The organism is Arthrobacter sp. 135MFCol5.1 (assembly GCF_000374865.1).
GTDB lineage: Bacteria > Actinomycetota > Actinomycetes > Actinomycetales > Micrococcaceae > Arthrobacter.
This window is the reverse complement of sequence record NZ_KB895455.1, coordinates 212,007-232,251: the sequence shown is the minus strand read 5'-3', so window position 1 is coordinate 232,251 and position 20,245 is coordinate 212,007. Positions and strand designations below refer to the sequence as shown.

Here is a 20,245-nt window from a genome sequence, read left to right as displayed (position 1 = left end):
AATAACATTTTGCGCGTTGATTTTTTTGAATCGTCACAAATGCGGACGGCCCCGCCTTCCCCGTGATGGCGGGGGAAACGGGGCCGTCCGATGGTTCCCGGCTCGATGCTAAGCCAGTGTTACTTTCTGAGCGACTGCGCGATCTGCTGCATGATCGTGGGGTCGGAAAGCGTGGTGGCGTCACCCGGGTCGCGGCCTTCCGCGACGTCCTTGAGGAGGCGCCGCATAATCTTCCCGGATCGGGTCTTGGGCAGCTCGGGGACCACCAGGATGTTCTTTGGTTTGGCGATCGGGCCGATTTCCTTGCCCACATGGTTGCGCAGTTCCTGGACGGTGGCATCGCCGTTGTTCACGGCATCGCCGCGGAGGATGACGAACGCGACGACGGCCTGGCCGGTGGTCTCGTCCGAGGCGCCCACGACGGCGGCCTCCGCCACGGCGGGATGGGACACCAGGGCGGACTCGATCTCCGTGGTGGAGAGCCGGTGCCCGGAGACGTTCATGACGTCGTCCACCCGGCCCAGGAGCCAGATGTCCCCGTCCTCATCCTTCTTGGCCCCGTCCCCGGCGAAGTACATGTTTTCAAACCGGGACCAGTACGTGTCCTTGAACCGCTCGGGGTCCCCCCAGATGCCACGCAGCATGGATGGCCAGGGTTCGCGGATTACCAGGAAGCCGCCGTGGCCGTCGGGAACGGACTGGCCCATCTCGTCCACCACGTCCACGGCAATGCCGGGCAGCGGGACCTGGGCCGAGCCGGGCTTGGTGGCGGTGACACCCGGCAGCGGAGCGATCATCTGGGCGCCGGTCTCTGTCTGCCACCAAGTGTCCACAATCGGCGCCTTGTCCCCGCCGATCACCTTGCGGTACCACATCCAGGCCTCGGGGTTGATCGACTCGCCCACCGAGCCCAGGACGCGGATCGAGGACAGATCGTACTTGCCCGGGATCTCGGCGCCCCACTTCATGAAGGTGCGGATGGCGGTAGGGGCGGTGTAGAGGATGGAGACCTTGTACTTTTCCACGATCTCCCACCATCGGCCCTGGTGCGGGGAGTCCGGGGTGCCCTCGTAGATGACCTGGGTGGCGCCGTTGATGAGCGGGGCGTAGGCAACATACGAGTGGCCGGTGATCCAGCCGACGTCGGCCGTGCACCAGTAGACGTCCGTTTCGGGGTGCAGGTCGAACACGGCCTTGTGCGTGTATGCGCCCTGGGTGAGGTACCCGCCGGTGGTGTGCAGGATCCCCTTGGGCTTCCCTGTGGTCCCTGAGGTGTACAGGATGAACAGCGGGTGCTCGGAATCGTGGCCCACCGCGGTGTGTTCCGCGGACGCGGCGCCCACCGTATCCGCCCACCAGTGGTCCCGTCCCTCGTGCCAGTCCACGTCCTGGCCGTTGCGCTTGACCACCACCACGTTCTGCACGGTGTGGCCGTCGTGGGCCAGGGCATCGTCGACGGCCGGCTTCAGCGGGCTGGGCTTGCCGCGCCGGTAGGTGCCGTCAGCGGTCACCACCAGCTTGGCCTCGGCGTCGTCGATCCGGGAACGGAGCGCCTCGGCCGAGAAACCGCCGAACACCACCGAATGCACCGCGCCGATCCGGGCACATGCCAGCAGCGTGATCACGGCCTCCGGGATCATCGGCAGGTACACCGCCACCCGGTCACCCTTGGCAACGCCCAAGGACTCGAAAGCGTTGGCCGCCTTCTTCACCTCTTCGGTCAGCTCCGCATAGGTGTACGCGCGGGTGTCGCCGGGTTCACCCTCGAAATGGATGGCCACCCGGTCACCGTTGCCGGCCTCCACGTGCCGGTCCAACGCGTTGTACGCGGCGTTGATTTCGCCGCCAACGAACCATTTCGCGAACGGCGGATCAGACCAGTCCAGCGCCTGCGTGAAGTCCTTGGACCAGGTCAGCAGCTCCCGGGCCTTCTTCGCCCAAAACGCCGGCCGGTCCGCGTTGGCATCGTCGTACTCGGCTGCCGTGGCGACGGCACCGGCTGCAAACTCGGCGCTGGGAGGGAAGGCCCGAGTCTCGTGCAGCAGGTTCGCGAAAGCGTCACCCTGCTGGCCGGACTGGGCTGCGGCCGGGGCGGAATCCGACGGAACCGTGGCCGTGGAGCTGGGGGTGTCCTGGGACATATGAACCTCATCATTCATCGATCGTCGCCGCGGGATGCCGTCACCGCAGGGCCCGCCGTTGGCGCGGCACTGGGCTCCAGCCGGGACGGACATACCGCAAAGAGCTGTTCCGCAACCAAGCCTAATGCTTGCCGCGGACCCAATGTGCCCGCCGTCACAGATGCGCCAGCGAACGGCATTTGTTAAGCGGTGAATGGTGTGCAGGCCACTCCGGCGGCCCCGTGCCAGCTAGTGATCAGCTTGGCTGTTGACTAGGCTGAGATGGAATTGTGACTTCACTTCGGACCGCTCCGGCCCGGCATGGACCGTGCCGGGCCGGAGCCGGACCGCATGTCAAGACGGCACAGTTTTCGGGTCCGCACGGGCCCGGTGCCGCCACGCTAAGGAGAGCAGAATGAACCAGCAGAGCTTCGGCCAGCGAACGGCCCCGCACACCCAAGCGGGACCCGGCGGCTCCGGGTCAGCCGGGGGACCAGGCAACCAAAACCCTGCCGGCAGCACCGCTGCAGCTCAGAAGGCGGCCGCGGGGAAGATTGACCCGAACGCCAACCAGGCAGTGCTCGGTCAGTTCACGGTGCGCGACCTTGCAGTTTTCGCCGGCACCCTGATCCTTTTCGTCGCATCCCTGCTGCCACTGTTCGGCGCCCGCTACAACCTGTGGAACCTCAACAACCTGTTCTTCCTGGGGCTGGGCATCATCCTGCCGCTGATCGCCAGCGCGCTGTTCGCTGCACGCCGCCTGGTGCCGGGCACTAAAATCCGGGTGGGGTCGCTGTCTATCGACCAGTTCGCCTCGGTAGTGGCCTCCTTCGCCGTCGCCTTTTTCTTCCTGTCGGTTGCCGGCGCCTATACCACCAGCCTGCTGGTGGGCCTGATCGGCTCCCTCGTCCTGTTCGCCGCCACGGTCCTCGGCCGCTTCATCCCCTACCTCGCCGGTGATTTCAAAGGCCGGGCCGATGCGCCGGCCCATATCGTGGCGCGCGAAGCCGCTGTGCCGGTGCGGAAGCCCCGCGCCCCCAAGCCAGCAAAGCCGGAGTCCGGCTCCGCCCAGTCCAAGACCGGGTTCGGACTCAAGGGTGCAGGCGTCTTTGGCAGCGGAGGCGCCGGGTCATCCGCGATCCAGCCGGGAGGCGCCAGCCACGAACCTGCCGGCAGCGGGCAGCCGCCCGCCACGGCCGCCGTGCCCGCTTCGGCTGCTGCAGCGCCTGCCCCTGCTCCTTCCGGCTCGGCACCTGCTCCTTCCGCGCCGGCATCCTCCACTCCGGTGTCCACCGCACCGGAGGTCTTGGACCGTACCCCCGAGGTGGATGCCGGGCCGCCGACCCAGGCAGCCGACGTCGTCCGTCCTGCTGCGACGCCCGCGGCGGAGGAAACCCAGGCAGCCGACGTCGTCCGTCCCGCAGCGACGCCCGCGGCGGAGGAAACGCGCGCAGCCGCTGCTCCGGCGGCGGGTGCCCCGCAGCCGGCCTGGGAGCCACCGGCCGCCACCGCGGTGCACCAGCAGGTCCGGCCCGAAGAGCCCATCGGCGCAACCGTGGACCCCACTGCCCGCCACGACGAGGCGGACGCACAGCCTGCCCACGAGGCCTTCTGGTTTGCCGTGGCGCAGCACCGCACCGCCTTTGATCCCCGGACCGGGGCGCCTGCCTTCGTCATCGAACCCGGCGGGTGGGTGCTGGCACTGGAAGACCGGGGACACGAGTTCCTGGTCCAGCACACTGACGGCCGCCTGGGCATCCTGCGCGACCTCAGCAACATCGAGCGCGGCTGACGCCCATGGCCGGGCTCCGTGCGGCCATGCCCGGCGGGAACGACCCCGCCGGGCAAACCGCGAACAAAGACCAGGTTCCCGGCATGCCCGTGGTCCCGGCAGAATCCTTGCTGGCACTGAAACGGCGGGCGCGGCGCATCCACAAGGCGCTGGCGGAAAAATACCCCTACGCCCACGCGGAGCTCGATTTCCGCAACCCCTTCGAACTGCTCGTGGCAACCGTGCTGTCCGCCCAGACCACGGACGTCACCGTCAACCAGGTCACCAAAGTGCTGTTCGCGCGCTGGCCTGACGCCCGTTCCCTGGCGGAAGCGGATCCGATGGAGCTGGAAACCATCCTTAAGCCCACCGGATTCTTCCGTGCCAAAGCCAAGAACGTCCTTGCGCTGTGCACGCGCCTTGTGGACGACTTCGACGGCGAGGTTCCGGGCCGGATGAAGGACCTGGTCACGTTGCCCGGCGTCGGACGCAAGACGGCCAACGTAGTCCTGGGCAACGCCTTCGGCGTCCCGGGCATCTCTGTGGACACCCACTTCGCCCGCCTCACCAAAAGGTTCGGCTGGACGCAGTCCGAGGATCCCGTACAGATCGAACAGGACGTGGCCAGGCTCTTCGAGCGCAAGGACTGGACCATGCTGTCCCACCGGGTCATCTTCCACGGCCGGCGCGTATGCCACGCCCGCAAGCCGGCCTGCGGTGCCTGCCCCGTGGCCAACTGGTGCCCCTCCTATGGCATGGGAGAGACGGACCCGGCGAAGGCGGCCAAGCTCCTGAAATATGAGTTGGCGCCCGGCAGCGAAGCCCTGCTGGAGCAGTACCTGTCAGAGCAACACCGGGCCGCCGAGATCCGGATGGCGTCCCAGGTGAGGACCCCGTGAGCGCGCGCGAAGACCTCGCCAGGCTGGTCCGGCAGGCAGAATCGGGAACCGCCGGCCCCCCTGACCCGCGCTGGGCCGCGCTGACCGTGGACGTTGAGCGCGCCCGCAGGGCCGCCGTCCTCATGCTTTTCGGCGTTCTCGACGACGTCCCTGCCGCGTCAGCCAAGCCGTTGGCCGCGGCCGACCTCGACGTCCTGCTCCTGGAACGGGCCCACACCCTGGGGTCCCACCCGGGGCAGGTGGCGTTCCCCGGCGGCAGCATCGACCGGGACGAAACACCGGTGGCGGCTGCGCTGAGGGAAGCCGAAGAGGAAACCGGGCTGGACTCGGCCGGCGTGGAGGTCTTGGGCACCCTCCAGGAGTTGGGCCTGGCGCACAGCAACTTCCTGGTGACGCCGGTCCTCGCCTGGTGGCATGCCCCGTCGCCGGTCCGGGTGGTGGATTACGGTGAATCGGCCCAGGTGTTCCGCGTCCCGGTCCGGGACCTGCTGGACCCCGACAACCGGGTGATGGCCACCGTCCACCGGGCCGGCCGCACGTTCGACAGCCCGGCCTTCACTGTCAACGGCGTGCTGGTATGGGGCTTCACCGGCATTGTGCTCAGCGGGCTGTTCGACCAGCTCGGCTGGTCCGTCCCGTGGGACCGGAACCGGCTGCACCCGGTTGCGGTTTAGGCGTCAGGCCTGCCGGCGCAAGTCCACAACAATCCCCGTGGCGGCATTCTCCCGCATTGCCTTGATTCCGTCCCGCAGCATCGTCAGGGATGGAAAAGTCGGAGAAACCGCGACGATATTCCCTTCGGCGTCGGTAAGCCGCAGCCGGTAGGACTCGTCCCCAACACGGTGTATTTCAAATCTTCCCGCCATGGACGGGGACCTCCCTAGTATGCGTCGTTGCATCAGTGACCGGATCTGCTTCAGCCATTTTGACTGTAACCGCCGCCACCGTACCCGTCGAGCTACTGCCGGGTAGGTTACCTTGCGTCTCAAAGGCGTGTTTTCCTGCCGAACTCCGGGCGCCTTACTTGGCACGGTCGTAGGAATCCACCACGGCAAGGCTCACCGGAAACTCCACCGGTATTGGGCCGAACAACAGTTCCTTGGCCGCCCTGGCCGCTTCCTCGATGGCGGCGATGCAAGCCTCCACCCGCTCTGCCGGCGCGTGAACCATCACTTCGTCGTGGAGGAAGAACACCAGCTCGGGCCGGCCGGCCCCGCTCCCCACCGCGCCTGCAGCCCGCAAGGTGCGCAACCGTCGTCGTAATTCAGCCAGCCAGCACGCCGCCCAGTCCGCCGCCGAGCCCTGGACCACGAAGTTCCGCGTGAAACGGCCCCGCGACCGGGCGATCGACTCGGCCCGCCGTTGCTCCTCCGCTGTTGCCGAACGTTGGCTTTGGTACCAGCGCTCGGACGGGGGAGGGCTGCTCCGGCCCAGCCTGGTGGTGACCGTTCCTCCGGCTTCGCCCGCCCGTGCCGCCCGCTCCACGAAGTCGACGGCGCGGGGATAGGTGCGTGCCAGCTGCGGCATCAGCCGGCCTGCTTCACCGGAGGTGGCACCATACATTGCGCCCAGCAGCGCCATCTTCGCCTTGGCCCGGTCCCCGCCGAAACCCTTGGCGGCAATCCCGGCGTAGAGGTCCTGGTCCCGGGCCGCCTCCGCCATGGACGAATCCTGGGCAAGGGCCACCAGGACCCGGGGTTCGAGCTGCGAGGCGTCCGCAACGATGAGCTTGTAGCCGGGATCGGCGTGCACGGCACCGCGGACCTGGCGTGGAATCTGCAGGGCGCCGCCGCCGCGGGAAGCCCAGCGGCCCGAGACCACGCCCCCCACGACGTACTCCGGCCGGAACCGGCCGCCGTCCACCCAGGCATCCAACCAGGACCAGCCGTTGGCTGTGTGCAGCCGGGACAGGCTCTTGTACTCCAAGAGCGGCTCAATGACCGGGTGGCTCGACTCCCTCAGCTCCCATTTCCGGGTGCTCTTCACCTCGATTCCGTTACGGTGCAGGGCCCGCATCAAGTCCTGCGGCGAATCGGGATTGAGTCCGGGTGCGTTGAGCAGGCCGCGCAGTTCCGCCGCCAACGCTTCGAGCCTAGGCGGACGCTGCCCGGCGGAGGGCCGGGGCCCGAGGTGGCCGGACAGTATTTGTTCGTGCAGGTCTTCGCGCCACGGGACGCCGGCGTGCTGCATCTCCGCAGCCACCATGGCGCCCGCTGACTCCGCCGCCAGCAGCAGCTGGAGCCGGTTCCGGCGGTTTTCCGCCGTGTCCACCGCAGCCATGGCGGCCTGCTGGGCAGCGTACTCGGTTCGGAGCTCGTCCAGGGACACGCCCGGCGCGGCACCGGCGTTGGGGTCGTCGAACAATGCGCCCTGGTCTGCGGGGGGACGCGGCGGCAGCAGTGTCTTCGGGGGCAGCAGCGGATCCTCCACGGGGACCCGGTCCGTGTTCCGGGCGTACTCGGTGTGCGCGCTGAACTGCGAAAAGGCCAGGATGTTGCCGCAGAGGCTGACGTCATAGCAACGCTCCACCTCCACCCCGGATGTGAGCAGTGCCGGATACCAGTCCTGCGTCCGGTGCCAAATCCAGCGGGGCGGCTGGCCGCCGGGGCGCCGGGCTTCCAGGTCGCGGACGACGGCGGCAAGGTCCGTCAGTGCCACGGGCCGGGGTTCCGGGTTGGCCGGTTCGGGATGTCCCGCCTGCGTCAGTTGCTGGAGTACCGCGCCGCGGGAATGGGCGGCGAGCAGCAGGTACATGCTCCAATTCTGCCCTGTCCGCGGAGCTGCCCCGACGCACGTTGTCCACATACAGGATTTCCTGCCTACTCCACGGGTCGGGATGTGGACAGAGTGGCTCCATGAGCAGGCACCAGCTGAACGCACCCCGGTCCGGCCCGGGACATTCCGGGGCACCTTCGCGGCGGCCGCCGGACGGGGAAGCAGGCCCGACTGTTGGGTCAGCCGATGGGAGGGACGTACGAGGCGCGGCCTGGCTGCCGGATGGGTCCGGTGAAGTATTGCTGGTCACCGCCTCCGGGGTACTGCGTTCCGAGGTGGAGCGCATCGTGGCGGCCGCGGGGGCGCACTTGCGTGTTGTCCCCGATGCCGTCGAAGCCGGGCGGCACTGGGATACCGCGGCAGCAGTCCTTGTGGGCAGCGATGTGCGGGAACTGCCGCCGCGCAGACGCACGCCGGCGGTCATGGTTGGCCTGGACGGTGAAGGGGACAGCCTCTGGCACCTCGCCGCCGCCCTGGGGGCGGAACGCGTTGCCGTACTACCGGACGCCGCGGCCTGGCTGGCAGACCACCTCAGCCGGTCCCGCTCACCGGGTCCGGGTGGAGTGGTCCTGGGCATCACGGGCGGGTGCGGCGGGGCAGGGGCCACCACGGCTGCCATCTGGATTGCGCAGGCAGCCGCCCGGCTCGGTGTGCGCGTCCTGATGGTTGACGGCGATCCCTGGGGCGGGGGACTTGAACTTGCGCTCGCCGCGGAGGACAATCCTGGCCTCCGCTGGCCGGACCTCGCCGAGGCCAGGGGCAGCATCGACCCCGTGCAGCTGGTGGATTCCCTGCCTGCGGCGGGAGGGTTGTCCTTCCTCTCGTGGCCTGCCACCCGGGAGCAACCGCTGCCGGTCCCTGCCGCTGCCATGGCCGAGGTCCTCGACGCCGCCCGCCGTGGCTACGAACTGGTGGTGGTCGATGTGGGGCGGGGTGCAGGGCCGCTGACCACGGTGGCGTGGGACTGCGACCGGATCATGGTGGTGGTCCCGGCCCAACTTAAGGCGGCGGTGGCAACCGTGCGACTGCTCCAGGAGCTTCCCCCGGTCGAGGCGGCACTGCTGGTCCGCGGGCGTTCGGGCGCCGCGTTGGACAGTTCACTGATCGCCGACGCCGTCGGGCTGCCGGTGCATGGCAGGATCCCTGAACTGCGCGCCGTACCAGGTGCCACGGAAGCGGGCCGCCTGCTGGACTTGGGGAAGCGGCGCAACATCCGGCGCTTCGCCGCCGCCGCCCTCGATTGGCTGGGCGATGACCTGTACGCGGGGGACGTGGCATGAGGCACCCGCAGGGAACTCCCGGAATCATTGGGCGGGATCCGGGCAGCGGGGCGGCGCAAGGAAACGCCGGCGCCCGGCGGAGCGCCCGGATCCTGGAAACCAACCAGGCAGGCCGCTCCTGGCGGTCGCGGGATGCAGCAGGGACCGGAAGGGCAGTGGACGCCGGCCTGCTGGAGTCGGTCCGCGAGTCGATGATGGCCGAGGCAGGGGCCGTGACGCCTTCACGGGTTGCCGCGGCGGTCCAGGCCACCGGCAAGCTGCTGGGTACCGCCGGTTCGCTGGCAGCAGTAGAGCGGATCAGCGCCGAACTCAACGGCCTGGGCCCGCTTCAGGAACTCACCCGGGATCCGGCCGTCACGGACATTTTCGTGAACGAGCCGGGTTCTGTCTGGGTGGACCGGGGACATGGCATCGAGCGGGTTTCCGTCCGGTTCGCCGATGAAGCCCAGGTGCGGGCACTGGCCGGCAGGCTTGTGGCTGCAGGTGGCCGTCGCCTGGATGACGGCTCGCCGTGCGTCGATGTAAGGCTTGCCGGCGGCTACCGTGTCCACGCCGTGTTGCCGCCGGTTTCCACGTCCGGGACGCTCCTGAGCATCCGGATCCGCCGGGAGCAGGTGTTCACCATGGCGGAGCTTCGGGCCGCCGGAATGTTCGGCGCGCGGGTGCAGGCAGTGCTGGAGGCCGTGGTGGCCAGGAGGTTAAGCTTCCTGGTCAGCGGGGCCACCGGTTCCGGCAAGACCACGCTGCTGTCCACGTTGTTGGGATTGTGTGCGCCGGACGAACGCCTCGTCCTGATCGAGGATGCGTCCGAGCTCAACCCGGTCCACCCGCACGTGGTGGCCCTTGAATCGCGTCATGGAAACCTTGAAGGCGGGGGAGCCGTGGACCTGGGGGAACTCGTCAGGCAGGCCCTGCGCATGCGCCCGGACCGCCTGGTGGTGGGCGAGTGCCGGGGGCCCGAAGTGCGCGAGCTCCTCACCGCGATGAACACCGGCCACAGCGGTGGCGGCGGAACCATCCATGCCAACACCGCAACGGCGGTGCCGGCCAGGCTCACAGCACTCGGGGCCCTCGCCGGATTGGGACCGGAGGCCGTGCGGCTCCAGGCTGCCAGCGCGCTGGACGTGGTCATCCACCTCGGCCGGACGCCCCGGGGCAGGGAAGTCCTCTGTGTGGGACTCCTCGGCGACGGTCCCGAGGGCCTAGGCGTGGTGCCGGCCGTCGAGGAATCCGGAAAGCCGGGTCCGGCGTGGCCTGCGCTGGCTGCCCGGTTGGGGCTGGATTCCGGGGAAGCCCTGTGACACTCTTCCTGGCGGCGCTCCTTTGCACCGCCGCGCTGCTCCTCAAACCGCCGCTGCGTGCGCCGGCGAGGCTGCGTTCCGTGGCGCGGAATTCCCCGGGTGCGCAACGAACCACCAGGCGCACGATGGTGCCGTGGTCCCGGCGCGCCGGCCGCGACTCTGTCGGTAAACGCGGAATGGGCCTGACCCTGGTGGTGCAGCAATTGGCGGCGCTGCTCAGGGGCGGAAGGACGCCCGCCCGGCTGTGGGATGAACTGTGGACCGTGTACGGCGTCCCCGGCGGCCAAGAGCAGCGGCTCCAGGACGCCGCACGCTCCCTGGGCCCCGTACTGTCGAGGGGGTCAACCACAGTCCTCGCATCAGCGCGTGCAGCCGCGGCTACCGGAGCTCCCGTGTCCGAGGCCATCCGTCGGGTGCTTCCCACGGCATTTCCGGGCCGGGACCGTGAAGCCGGAACATGGTCCGAGCTGGCGGCCTGCCTCGATATCGCTGAAGCCAGTGGATGCCCGCTCGCTGACGTGCTGACCAGGTTCGCGGCCCAGCTGGAGGCCGCGGAGGACGCCGACGCCGCCAGGCAGACGGCCCTCGCCGGGCCTAAGGCCACGGTCCGCCTGCTGACCTGGCTTCCGTTGATGGGACTCGGCCTGGGCGCAGCCTTGGGGGTCGATCCGGTGGCCACGCTGCTGGGCACTCCGCTGGGACTGGCAGCGCTGGCAGGCGGCGTAGTCCTTACCATGGCCGGCCGGGTGTGGTCCGCCCGGCTCGTTTCGGCCGCCGCGGAGTCAGGGCCATGATGCCGGAATGGGGCCACGGGCCGGCCCTGTTCCTGCTCCTCGCCATGGCTGCCTGGTTGTCGTGCTCGGGCCGCAGCCGGTCACGCCAACGCCTGCGGCAGCTTAACCTGGACACCCCGCGGGAGAACCACCGCCAGGCGGCTGCGCGGACCGAAAACCGCTGTGCCCGCGGCCTCAAGGACACGGCCATGATGCTCGAACTCGTGGCGGCAATGCTGGATGCCGGCGCCGGAATCGGACGTTCGCTGGAACTGGTGGCCGCTTCCGCAGCTCCCCACTACCGGGACTCGCTGCGTCCTGTGGTCTCCGCGTTGGCCATCGGCGCCGACTGGGAGACGGCGTGGCGCAGCTCCGCGGTACGGCTCCCGGAGGTCCTGGAGCTTCGGGATGCCCTGGGGTTTGCCGCGCTGACCGGCGCACCCTCGTCCGCGATCCTGTATGCGCAGGCTGCAAGGCTTCGGCGGGAGAGATTCCGTGCCGCAGAAAAACGCGCCGCGTCGCTCGGCGTGAAGCTGGTGGTCCCGCTGGGCCTTTGCTCGCTGCCGGCCTTCATCTGCCTGGGCGTCGTCCCGGTGCTGCTTGCCTTGGTTCCATCCGGTTCCTAGACCTCCGCCCGGATACCCCGGCGCCTCTGTCCTTTCCTCCACAAGCTGGCGGCGGCCCGGCTTTTCCACTTAGCCCACCCCACCCCTTACCGGCCGCAGCGCCGGCGGGAAGAGTCGAGACAGCCGGGAAACACCCCGGCAGACCCGCGAAAGGAAAACACATGTCCATCCACCACCACCGCTGCTCCGCCGGAACCCCTGCGCTCGCCGACTCCGCCACGGCCGGCACCTCACCCGGCGGTCAAGGGTTCGCCACCGGCGGTACCGGGCACGCTTCCGCGCCCATCGCTTCTGCCAGGCATGGCGCAGCGGCCGCAGACGGCAATGTCGTTGAGCTTTACCCGGGATCGGATCCATTCCGGCATGGGAACCGGCGCAGGGCCGGGCTGCTGGGCTCTGAGGCAGGTATGGCCACGGCGGAATATGCCATCGCCACCCTGGCCGCTGTCGGCTTCGCCGGGCTGCTCGTGTTCATCCTTCGCAGTGACGAAGTCCGCGGCTTCCTGCTGAACCTGATCCGGACCGCGCTGGCGTTGCCGTGACCGGCCCCCAGGCGCCGGGCACTGCCGATTCACCCGACACGCCCCATGCCCCAGGCAGGACCCGTTCGCCGGACAAACGCCAGGCCGCGGGCAACACCAGTTCGCAGGACCCGCCCCATGCGCCGCACAAACACAATGTACCGGGCACTGCCGATGTGTCGCCCAGGGGGATGGCCAGGGGCGCGGTCACAGCAGAGTTCGCCGTGGCGCTGCCGGCGGTACTGGCGCTGCTTGCCATGCTGCTGGCCGGAGCCGCCGCAGGTATGACGCAACTGCGGATCGAAGAAGGAGCCCGCGCCGGGGCGCGGGCCCTGGCCCGGGGCGAAGACCCCGGCGCCGTGCAACATACAGTCAGGACCCTTGCCGGCGACTCGGCGGCCGCGTCCATTGCGGCCGACGGCGAATGGTTCAGCATCACCGTCACCGACCATGTGTCCGGACCGCTGGGAGCGTCCATTCCGTGGACCCTCACCGCACGCGCGTCGACGCGGAGTGAGTCGCCGGGAACCGGTGGCGCAGACGGGACCCGCAACGGCAGCGGCCTGACCGATGGAAAGGGCAACCGGTGACGGGGATGGAAACGCGCCTCCCAGCAAAGGCCCGCGCGTGCCGCCCAGCCTCAAGGGAGTGCCCAGCCGACAGGCTGGGTCGCCTTGGCGGTTCGTCCAGCTGGACGGGTGCGCACGATGGCCGGGAGCGCGGCTCCGGAACGGTAATGGCGGCAGGGCTGGCGCTGGTGGTCATGACAGCCATGGCCGTCATGCTCTTGCTCGCCCAGTCGGCCGTGCTGGCCAGCCGGGCGGCTGCAGCCGCGGACTTGGCAGCCCTCGCAGCGGCCGACGCCCTCCGCGGCATCACCACCGGGGAACCCTGCATGGTTGCCTCAGAGGTATCGGGCCGCCATGCCGCCACAGTGATCAGTTGCGTGGAAGGTGCCGGGCAGACGATTGACGTGCGGACCGAGCTTAACGAACGGTCGCTCCTGGGCGCCGCCACGGGACATGCACGGGCCGGGCCACCTCCGTGAGGAGATGCCATGGGGGGCGGCGCACGGGACTGTCCACGCCGCGCCGCACATCCTTCAGCCTGCAGGTCCTTCAGTCCCCACGTTCTTCAGCCCTGCACGTCCTTCCGACCGGCACGTTCCGCTCAGCTCCTGGCGTCCAGCACCTCCCGGCTGGCTTCCGAGGCGTCCTTGAGCAGGACATCCAGCAGGGTTACCGCCGCGGCCTTGTCCAACGGGTTGTTCTTATTGCCGCACTTGGGCGACTGGACACAGGACGGGCAGCCGGTGTCACACTCGCAGGCCTTGATGGCGTCCCGCGTGGCCGCCAGCCACACCATGGCCTTGTCGAACCCCCGTTCGGCGAACCCGGCGCCCCCGGGGTGCCCGTCATACACAAAGATGGTGGGCACCCCGGTATCGGCGTGCAGTGCGGTTGAGACCCCGCCGATATCCCACCGGTCGCTGGAAGCCACCAGGGGAAGAAGCCCTATTGCCGCGTGTTCGGCAGCGTGCAAGGCACCCGGGAACTGTGCCTCGATCAGTCCCGCCGCCGTCAGGGAACGGTTCTCCACCACGAACCACACCGCTTTGGTGAAAAGGTCGCGTGCGCCCAGCTCCAACGGTTCCTCGCCCAGCACCTCATTGGAAATCAGTGCCTTGCGCTGGAAGGAAACCACCTGGGTGGTGACCTTTACGTCGCCGAAGTGGACCGTCACGTCACCCCACTGCATGGTTCGCTGGGTCTCCAGCACCTCGATCTGGGTCACGTCCCGCGCGGTCGTGTAATAGTCCGGGTTGGCGCGCCGCACCATGACGCAGTGGTCGTCTTCGTTGAGGTCCTCCACCACATAGGTGTCGCCCTGGTGGACGTACACCGCCCCGGTGTGCGCCTGGTAGTGGGTCTGCGGCGAGTCCATGGTTCCCAGGAGCGAACCGGTCTCGGCGTCCACGATGCTGACGGGTCCCCCTCCGTCCGCCCGGAGGTTGACCATGGCGGCGGCACTCTGCGAATGGGTCCAGAACCAGCCGGCCGGCCGGCGCCGGAGGTAGCCCTGTGCCACCAGCCGGTCCAGGAGCATCTCTGCGGTATCGCCGAAGAGATCGAGCTCCGCCGGTCCCAGCGGAAGTTCAGCGGCCGCGGCGCACAGATGCGGCCCCAGGACGTAGGGATTTGAAGGGTCAAAGACCGTTGCTTCCACCGAAACGTCGAAGATGGCTTCGGGATGGTTCACCAGGTAGGTGTCCAGGGGGTCGTCGCTTGCCACGAAGGCCGCAATCGCATCCTGGCCGGCGCGGCCCGCCCTGCCGATCTGCTGGAACAGCGAGGCCCGCGTTCCAGGCCACCCGGCCACCAGGACAGCATCAAGGCCGGAAATGTCGATCCCCAGTTCCAGGGCCGACGTACTGGAAACACCCAGCAACTGGCCGGAACGCAACGCCTTCTCCACCGCCCGGCGTTCCTCCGGCAGGTAGCCCGAGCGGTACGCGGCCACGCGTTGCGGCAGGCTCGGATCCACCTCGTCAAGGAGCCGTTTGGTAATGGCGGAGATGGTTTCCGCGCCACGTCGTGACTTGATGAACGCGATGGTGCGGATCTGCGCGGACACCAGGTTGGCCAGCAGGTCAGAGGTCTCCGCCACGGCCGTCCGTCGTTCCTTGGCACCGTTCTCGCCGCGGACGTCCGTCAGCGCCGGTTCCCAGAGTGCCACCGTGGTGGCACCGTGGGGCGAGCAATCGCGGGACACCGCAGTGACGGGGGCGCCAATGAGGCGCGCGAAGGAGACGTCAGGCTCCGACGCCGTGGCCGATGCCGCAATGAACACCGGCTCCGGGTACGACGATCCTGCCCCGTAGTAGGCGCAGATCCGGCGCAGCCGCCGCATCAGGTTAGCCACATGGGAGCCGAACACGCCACGGTAACTGTGCGCCTCATCGACGATGACATAGCGCAACCGGCGGAAGAACGACGCCCACCACGCGTGGTTGGGGAGGATGCCGAAGTGCAGCATGTCTGGGTTGGCCAGGATGAAGTTCGCGTGGTCCCGGATCCAGCGGCGGGCAGCTGGATCGGTATCCCCGTCGTAGGTCTCCGCCCGGACCGTAGGCAGTTTCAAAGCCCGGATGGCGTTCAACTGGTCCGCCGCCAGTGCCTTGGTGGGGGAGAGGTACAGCGTCACGGCGCCGTCGTCGTGGATCTTCCCCGGGTCGGCCAGCACACGCAACTCCGACCGGTGGATCGCGTCCAGCGCCGGCAACTGGTACGCCAGCGATTTCCCCGACGCGGTTCCGGTGGCCACCACCACGTGCTTCCCCTCATGGGCGGCGTTGGCTGCCTCCACCTGGTGGCGGTACGGCTCCCGGATGCCGAGCGAGCCGTATGCCTCAACGAGGTCCGGGTGCATCCATTCAGGCCAAGGCTCGTGGACCGCCTCCCGCGCAGGGATGGTGCGGACATGACGGAGCTGTTCCGGTTCCGGGCCGCGGCCCAGGAGGGGAATCAGGGAGTCATGGGGGGTCACCCCACTATTCTTCCACCCGGCACCAAGCCGGAGGGCAGCGGTTCGCCAAACGCACAACCGGGCCGGGCCACCCTCAGCTGAGCGAAAGATCCGCTCCGTCGTGGGACGCCGAGAGCATCAGGACGCGGGCCACCGTGGTCCAGCCCAGGTGTGAGTACAGCTTCTGTCCGTCAGTGGACGCCAGCAGGAGTCCTGTACGCACGTCGTGGCCGAAGGCCTGTGCCGCCAAGGCCCGCATGATGAGGCTGCCCAGGCCCCTGCGCTGGAATGCGGGCTCGGTGATGATCTTGTCGAACACCGCGGTATCGCCCACGACGAATACCCTTCCGCTGGCCGCGATCTCGTCCCCGGAGCGGACCTCTGCGTAGTGCACGCCATCCCGCTCGAACGTGGACAGGCTCAGGTCGTCGTCGGAAAGCCATGGATCCTCGGCGTCCTGGGTCTCCATGTCCACGATCATCATCGTCTGCGAATCGGAGGTGACGTTCAACCCGTGCTTGGCCGCCAGGCCGGTGAACCGGGCGGGATCGCGCGTAAGGATGGTCAGCACGCGGGCGGGCGCTTCGGCAGTCGTGGCGGCCAGGGCCGCGAATTCGTCGGGGCTGGGTTCGGACGCAAAAACTTCCCAGTCACCGCTGGTATCAGCCCGGAGCACAGCGGGGAACCGGCCCTGCGTCGAGGTCCGGTAGCCGCGACATCCGGCCCAGCCCGCAACCCACACCTGAAAAAGGCCAGTGATGTCTTCAACCAGGGTTTCCTGACTCATGGCATGAAGACTATTCCAGCAGGATCGCCAGCAACAGGGGGTGGCCCAGTGCTTATGGAATTGTGATGCGCCCCCGCTCCCGGGCCGGCGGTAACCCTGCTCCGGGCCGGCGGTACCCTTAAATACGTGGCTTTGAACCGAATTGTGCTCTTTTACGGCTTTACCCCTATCGCGGATCCGGACGCCGTGCGGCTTTGGCAGCGCGCCCTCTGCGAGAAGCTCGGCCTGACCGGCCGCATCCTTATCTCCAAGGACGGAATCAACGCCACGGTGGGCGGGGAAATCGGCGCGGTCAAACAGTACGTCAAGACCACCCGCGAGTACCCGGGGTTCCGGGGCATCGACGTGAAGTGGTCCGACGGCGGCGCAGAGGACTTTCCCAGGCTCAGCGTCAAGGTGCGGGACGAGATCGTCTCCTTCGGTGCGCCCGGAGAATTGACCGTCGACGCCAATGGAGTGGTGGGCGGAGGCAAGCACCTCAAGCCCGAGGAACTGCACGAACTGGTGGACGCCAAGAAGCAGGGCGGCGAGGACGTGGTGTTCTTCGACGGCAGGAATGCCTTTGAGGCCCAAATCGGCCGGTTCAAGGACGCCGTGGTCCCCGACGTCGCCACCACGCACGACTTCATCAAGGAACTCGACTCGGGCAAGTACGACGACCTCAAGGACAAGCCCGTGGTCACCTACTGCACCGGCGGCATCCGCTGCGAGGTCCTCTCCAGCCTGATGGTGAACCGCGGCTTCAAGGAGGTCTACCAGCTCGACGGCGGCATTGTCCGCTATGGCGAGGCCTTCAAGGACCAGGGGCTCTGGGAAGGCTCACTCTACGTCTTCGACAAGCGCATGCACCTCGAGTTCAGCGAGGACGCCAAGACGATCGGCCAGTGCGCCCGCTGCTCGGCACCCACCAGCAAATTCGAGAACTGCTCCAACCCCAGCTGCCGGACCCTGACGCTGTACTGCGCCGGGTGCGCCTCCAGCCCGGAGACGCTCCGCTGCCCCGAAGGCTGCGCCGCTGCCTGAGCCCGCACGTCAAAGCCTGCGGAGCCGGAACGCATAGTTCGCCGCGCTGCCCGCTTCCAGCCGCACCGTCAGGACGCTCCGGGTGGAGAGATAGAAGACGTTCTCCCGGTTGATGCCGCAGCGAAGGCCAAGATCCACCAGCGTCACGTCCTCGGTGCTCACCGTGAACGCTACCCGGCGTTGGCTTCGGCAGGCCAAGGCCAGCGAGTATGTGCCGGTCTCCAGTGCCGGTGATGCCACGGTCCGCACTTCGCCGGACCCCAACAACCCGGCATCGGCCTGGACCTCGGGTGCCGTACCCTCCGGCAGGGCACGGGACACCCAATCATCGAGGTCGGCGCCGCTGACCGGGTCCTGTTGCAAAGGATCGCGGGTGAACGCTGGAACCGGGGCGATGGTAGTGCCGCCCTGGACGGCACCGGCCCGGCCGTCGTCGTACGTATATTCGCAGCCCGCCAGGGCACCTGCCGCAAGCACCAGTCCAAGGGCGACGGCGGCCGCGGGCTTCGGTGCCCGCGGCGCCCGTGCTGTCCTTCGGGGAAGGGGCGCGGAGAACCTCCGCACACTGGGCATAGTCCGACTGTATGCCCGCGACGGGCGCCGGGCCAGAGCCGGAAACCGGTGTTATTGCGCCGGGGCCAGCCGGTACGCGTAGAGCAGCGGGGCGTCCACGCTGGAGCTGCTGATTTGGACCCGGCCGCCGGCAGGCAGGTTGATCCTGGTGGTCTCGGCACGGCCGTTGCAGGCCGCACCCGCTTCGGTGACGGCCTTGCCGTCCAGTGACACCGCGAAGAACGCCTTGCCGGTGCCGGCACACACCGCCGTGAGCGTGTAGCTGCCGGCAGGAACGGAAGGTGCTTCCTGCACGAGGTGGTCCCGGTTGAGGATCTTGCCCGAATCCTGAAGCACCACGTCCGCCGGGGACGTGGGCAGCGCCGTGGCCCGCCACTGCGGAACATCCGCGGCCTCCACCGAGCCCGCAGGCGAACACCCTGCGACGGTGAGCCCAAGGGCTGCGGCCACCAGTACCGCCGGCAGCGTACGGCGTACCGCGGCGGTGCGGGCGCGCGGAAGGAAGGTCAGGCGGGAAGGCATGCTTCCACCGTACCCCGCTGCCGGGCCGGACTAAACTTGAGCGGTGCCTAAATCCCCGTACGAGTTCACCGCCGGCAACACTCCCGACGCACCCCGCAGCGACCTTCCCGGGCTGCTGGCGGCGCTCGCCGCAGACCTCCGCAGGATCGACTACACGCTCGACGGCGTCGCCCGGCTGCTGGGGCCCACGGCCTCCGCGGCGCTGAACCGGGACCAGGTCATTCCCGCCATGCTGGCAACCGCGCAGGCAGTGCAGCGCACCGCAGCGGCGGCACCCCTTGCCGCCGTCGTCCGGCTGTGGCTCCTGGCCGAGCCGCAGGAACGGGAAACGCTCGACGCCGCGCTGCCGGGCATCGGCGTGGAAGGGCTCCTGGAGCTGGGGCTGGTCCAGCCCGTCCCCGGCACGCCCCGCATCACGGCCAAAGCCGACCTGCGCCCGTACGGCTGGGATGCCAACCCCGACGGCAGCGGCGGCGCTGAACTGTGGGTGGCCAGCGACCTCGCGGCCCACCAGCAGGCAGGAGTCCTGCGGCACGACCATGTCCTGGGCATCGGGCAGGCATCCACCACGCTGGTGCAGACCACCGTCCGGCAGCACACCGAACGCGCCCTGGACCTGGGCACGGGATGCGGCATCCAGGCCTTCCACCTGCTGCACCACTGCCAGCACGTGACCGCCACCGACATCTCCGAACGCGCCCTGGCCTATGCCCGCTTCAACATCCTGCTCAACGCCGAGGCACTCTCCGTGGACCCGGACCGGCTCGAGGACCGGGTGAGCCTGCGCCTGGGTTCGCTGCTGGAGCCGGTGGCCGGGGAGGAATTCGGCCTGGTGGTGTCCAACCCGCCGTTCGTGATCACGCCGCGCAGTGCCGGAGAGGACGCGGCCGGCCAATTCACCTACCGCGACGGCGGCCTGCCGGGCGATGAGATCGTCGCGTCCCTGGTGGCGGACCTGCCCGGCGTCCTGGCGCCGGGCGGCGTGGCCCAGCTGCTGGGAAACTGGGAAGTCCCCGCCGGCGCCAACTGGGACGAGCGGCCGAGGTCCTGGGTGCGGGCAGGCACCGACGCCTGGTTCATCCAGCGGGAGCAGGTCAGCCCGGAACAATACGCGGAAACCTGGCTGCAGGACGCCTCCGAATCCCGAGACCGGGCACACTACCGGGACGCCTACGCCGCGTACCTCGCGGATTTCGGGTCCCGGAACGTCGCCGGGATCGGCTTTGGCATGGTGTGGCTGCGGCACCCCGCTGCGGCCGGGCAGGAAACCATCAGCCGCTTTGAGGAAATCACATACCCCATCGAGCAGCCCATCGGACCCCACCTGGGCGCCGCCGTCGAACGCAGCGACTGGCTGGCAGCGCACGATCTCGCCGGAACGCACCTGCTCGTGGCCGACGACGTCACCGAGGAGCGCCACCAGCGCCCCGGCGCCGAGCACCCTGGCGTGATCCTGCTCCGGCAGGGCGCCGGGCTGCGCCGCACCAACCTGATGAGCACCGAGCTGGCCGGGTTCGTCTCAGCGTGCGACGGCGACCTGGCCGCCGGGCAGATCGCCGCGGCCCTGGAGGCCCTCCTGGGCGGCGAGGCCGGGTCGTTCCAGCGCTTGCTGCTTGCCGACGTGGCCAACCTGGTGCGGGACGGCTTCCTCATTCCGGCCGTGTTTCCGGCCGAACAGTAAGCCCCCTTATGCTCCAGGCCGCGCCCCGTCTTTTCCACATGAATGCGCACGATTCCCCAAAATATGGT

At 68.7% G+C, this 20,245-nt stretch carries 19 protein-coding genes; 12 read left to right on the top strand and 7 right to left on the bottom strand.

Annotated features, from left to right (window positions below):
* Positions 1-119: 119 nt before the first annotated feature.
* Positions 120-2,141, bottom strand: a complete 2,022-nt coding sequence (gene acs, locus C563_RS0109650; protein ID WP_018761845.1) for an acetate--CoA ligase — start codon at positions 2,139-2,141, stop codon at positions 120-122.
* A gap of 394 nt (positions 2,142-2,535) precedes the next feature.
* Between acs and C563_RS0109645 the strand changes: the two genes are divergently transcribed.
* The 3 genes from C563_RS0109645 to C563_RS0109635 all read left to right on the top strand — a co-directional run bounded on the left by C563_RS0109645 (position 2,536) and on the right by C563_RS0109635 (position 5,464).
* The gene (locus tag C563_RS0109645; RefSeq protein WP_026264604.1) at positions 2,536-3,912 is read left to right on the top strand and encodes a hypothetical protein; all 1,377 of its coding nucleotides are present in this window, start codon (positions 2,536-2,538) and stop codon (positions 3,910-3,912) included.
* An 83-nt stretch (positions 3,913-3,995) separates the two neighbouring features.
* Positions 3,996-4,790, top strand: coding sequence for an endonuclease III (gene nth, locus C563_RS0109640; RefSeq protein ID WP_026264603.1), 795 nt, complete (start codon positions 3,996-3,998; stop codon positions 4,788-4,790).
* On the top strand, positions 4,787-5,464 hold the full coding sequence (locus tag C563_RS0109635; RefSeq protein ID WP_018761843.1) for an NUDIX hydrolase: 678 nt from the start codon (positions 4,787-4,789) through the stop codon (positions 5,462-5,464). The genes nth and C563_RS0109635 overlap by 4 nt, the downstream gene beginning before the upstream one ends.
* Before the next feature lie 3 nt (positions 5,465-5,467).
* Here the strand turns inward: C563_RS0109635 and C563_RS0109630 are convergent, their stop codons facing one another.
* Both C563_RS0109630 and C563_RS0109625 read right to left on the bottom strand, forming a co-directional pair.
* Positions 5,468-5,656 (bottom strand): YegP family protein, encoded by a 189-nt coding sequence (locus C563_RS0109630; protein WP_018761842.1) that lies wholly within the window; start codon positions 5,654-5,656, stop codon positions 5,468-5,470.
* Positions 5,657-5,810: 154 nt separating this feature from the next.
* Positions 5,811-7,544 carry a bifunctional 3'-5' exonuclease/DNA polymerase gene (locus C563_RS0109625; RefSeq protein WP_018761841.1) on the bottom strand — a complete coding sequence of 578 codons (1,734 nt, stop codon included), beginning with the start codon at positions 7,542-7,544 and terminating at the stop codon, positions 5,811-5,813.
* A 101-nt stretch (positions 7,545-7,645) separates the two neighbouring features.
* Between C563_RS0109625 and ssd the strand changes: the two genes are divergently transcribed.
* The 7 genes from ssd (at position 7,646) to C563_RS0109590 (ending at position 13,114) form a co-directional block, all read left to right on the top strand.
* Entirely contained in the window at positions 7,646-8,845 is a 1,200-nt protein-coding gene (ssd, locus tag C563_RS0109620) for a septum site-determining protein Ssd (RefSeq protein WP_081624137.1), read from the top strand.
* Positions 8,842-10,146, top strand: coding sequence for a TadA family conjugal transfer-associated ATPase (locus C563_RS0109615; protein ID WP_018761839.1), 1,305 nt, complete (start codon positions 8,842-8,844; stop codon positions 10,144-10,146). The genes ssd and C563_RS0109615 overlap by 4 nt, the downstream gene beginning before the upstream one ends.
* The gene (locus C563_RS0109610) at positions 10,143-10,940 is read left to right on the top strand and encodes a type II secretion system F family protein (RefSeq protein WP_018761838.1); all 798 of its coding nucleotides are present in this window, start codon (positions 10,143-10,145) and stop codon (positions 10,938-10,940) included. Before C563_RS0109615 ends, C563_RS0109610 begins: the two co-directional genes overlap by 4 nt.
* Entirely contained in the window at positions 10,937-11,545 is a 609-nt protein-coding gene (locus tag C563_RS0109605) for a type II secretion system F family protein (protein ID WP_018761837.1), read from the top strand. The genes C563_RS0109610 and C563_RS0109605 overlap by 4 nt, the downstream gene beginning before the upstream one ends.
* A 161-nt stretch (positions 11,546-11,706) precedes the next feature.
* The gene (locus C563_RS0109600; protein WP_018761836.1) at positions 11,707-12,087 is read left to right on the top strand and encodes a DUF4244 domain-containing protein; all 381 of its coding nucleotides are present in this window, start codon (positions 11,707-11,709) and stop codon (positions 12,085-12,087) included.
* Entirely contained in the window at positions 12,084-12,656 is a 573-nt protein-coding gene (locus tag C563_RS21040) for a TadE family type IV pilus minor pilin (protein ID WP_231369865.1), read from the top strand. Before C563_RS0109600 ends, C563_RS21040 begins: the two co-directional genes overlap by 4 nt.
* A gap of 74 nt (positions 12,657-12,730) precedes the next feature.
* Positions 12,731-13,114 carry an Rv3654c family TadE-like protein gene (locus C563_RS0109590; RefSeq protein ID WP_109045376.1) on the top strand — a complete coding sequence of 128 codons (384 nt, stop codon included), beginning with the start codon at positions 12,731-12,733 and terminating at the stop codon, positions 13,112-13,114.
* 122 nt (positions 13,115-13,236) lie between these two features.
* Here C563_RS0109590 and C563_RS0109585 read toward each other — a convergent pair whose 3' ends face one another.
* Complete coding sequence (locus tag C563_RS0109585) at positions 13,237-15,612, bottom strand: DEAD/DEAH box helicase (RefSeq protein ID WP_018761833.1); 2,376 nt, start codon at positions 15,610-15,612, stop codon at positions 13,237-13,239.
* 73 nt (positions 15,613-15,685) lie between these two features.
* Entirely contained in the window at positions 15,686-16,378 is a 693-nt protein-coding gene (locus tag C563_RS0109580) for a GNAT family N-acetyltransferase (RefSeq protein ID WP_018761832.1), read from the bottom strand.
* 126 nt (positions 16,379-16,504) lie between these two features.
* Between C563_RS0109580 and trhO the strand changes: the two genes are divergently transcribed.
* Positions 16,505-17,401: an oxygen-dependent tRNA uridine(34) hydroxylase TrhO gene (gene trhO, locus C563_RS0109575; RefSeq protein ID WP_026264601.1), complete on the top strand. Its 897-nt coding sequence runs from the start codon at positions 16,505-16,507 to the stop codon at positions 17,399-17,401.
* Positions 17,402-17,410: 9 nt separating this feature from the next.
* On the opposite strand, the gene C563_RS0109570 is transcribed toward trhO, so the two are convergent.
* Both C563_RS0109570 and C563_RS0109565 read right to left on the bottom strand, forming a co-directional pair.
* A complete protein-coding gene (locus C563_RS0109570; protein WP_026264600.1) occupies positions 17,411-17,974 on the bottom strand; it encodes a hypothetical protein in 564 nt (187 codons plus the stop codon).
* A gap of 51 nt (positions 17,975-18,025) precedes the next feature.
* Positions 18,026-18,496: a hypothetical protein gene (locus C563_RS0109565; protein WP_018761829.1), complete on the bottom strand. Its 471-nt coding sequence runs from the start codon at positions 18,494-18,496 to the stop codon at positions 18,026-18,028.
* A gap of 43 nt (positions 18,497-18,539) precedes the next feature.
* On the opposite strand from C563_RS0109565, the gene C563_RS0109560 reads away from it, so the two are divergent.
* The gene (locus tag C563_RS0109560) at positions 18,540-20,177 is read left to right on the top strand and encodes a N5-glutamine methyltransferase family protein (RefSeq protein ID WP_018761828.1); all 1,638 of its coding nucleotides are present in this window, start codon (positions 18,540-18,542) and stop codon (positions 20,175-20,177) included.
* Positions 20,178-20,245 lie beyond the last annotated feature (68 nt).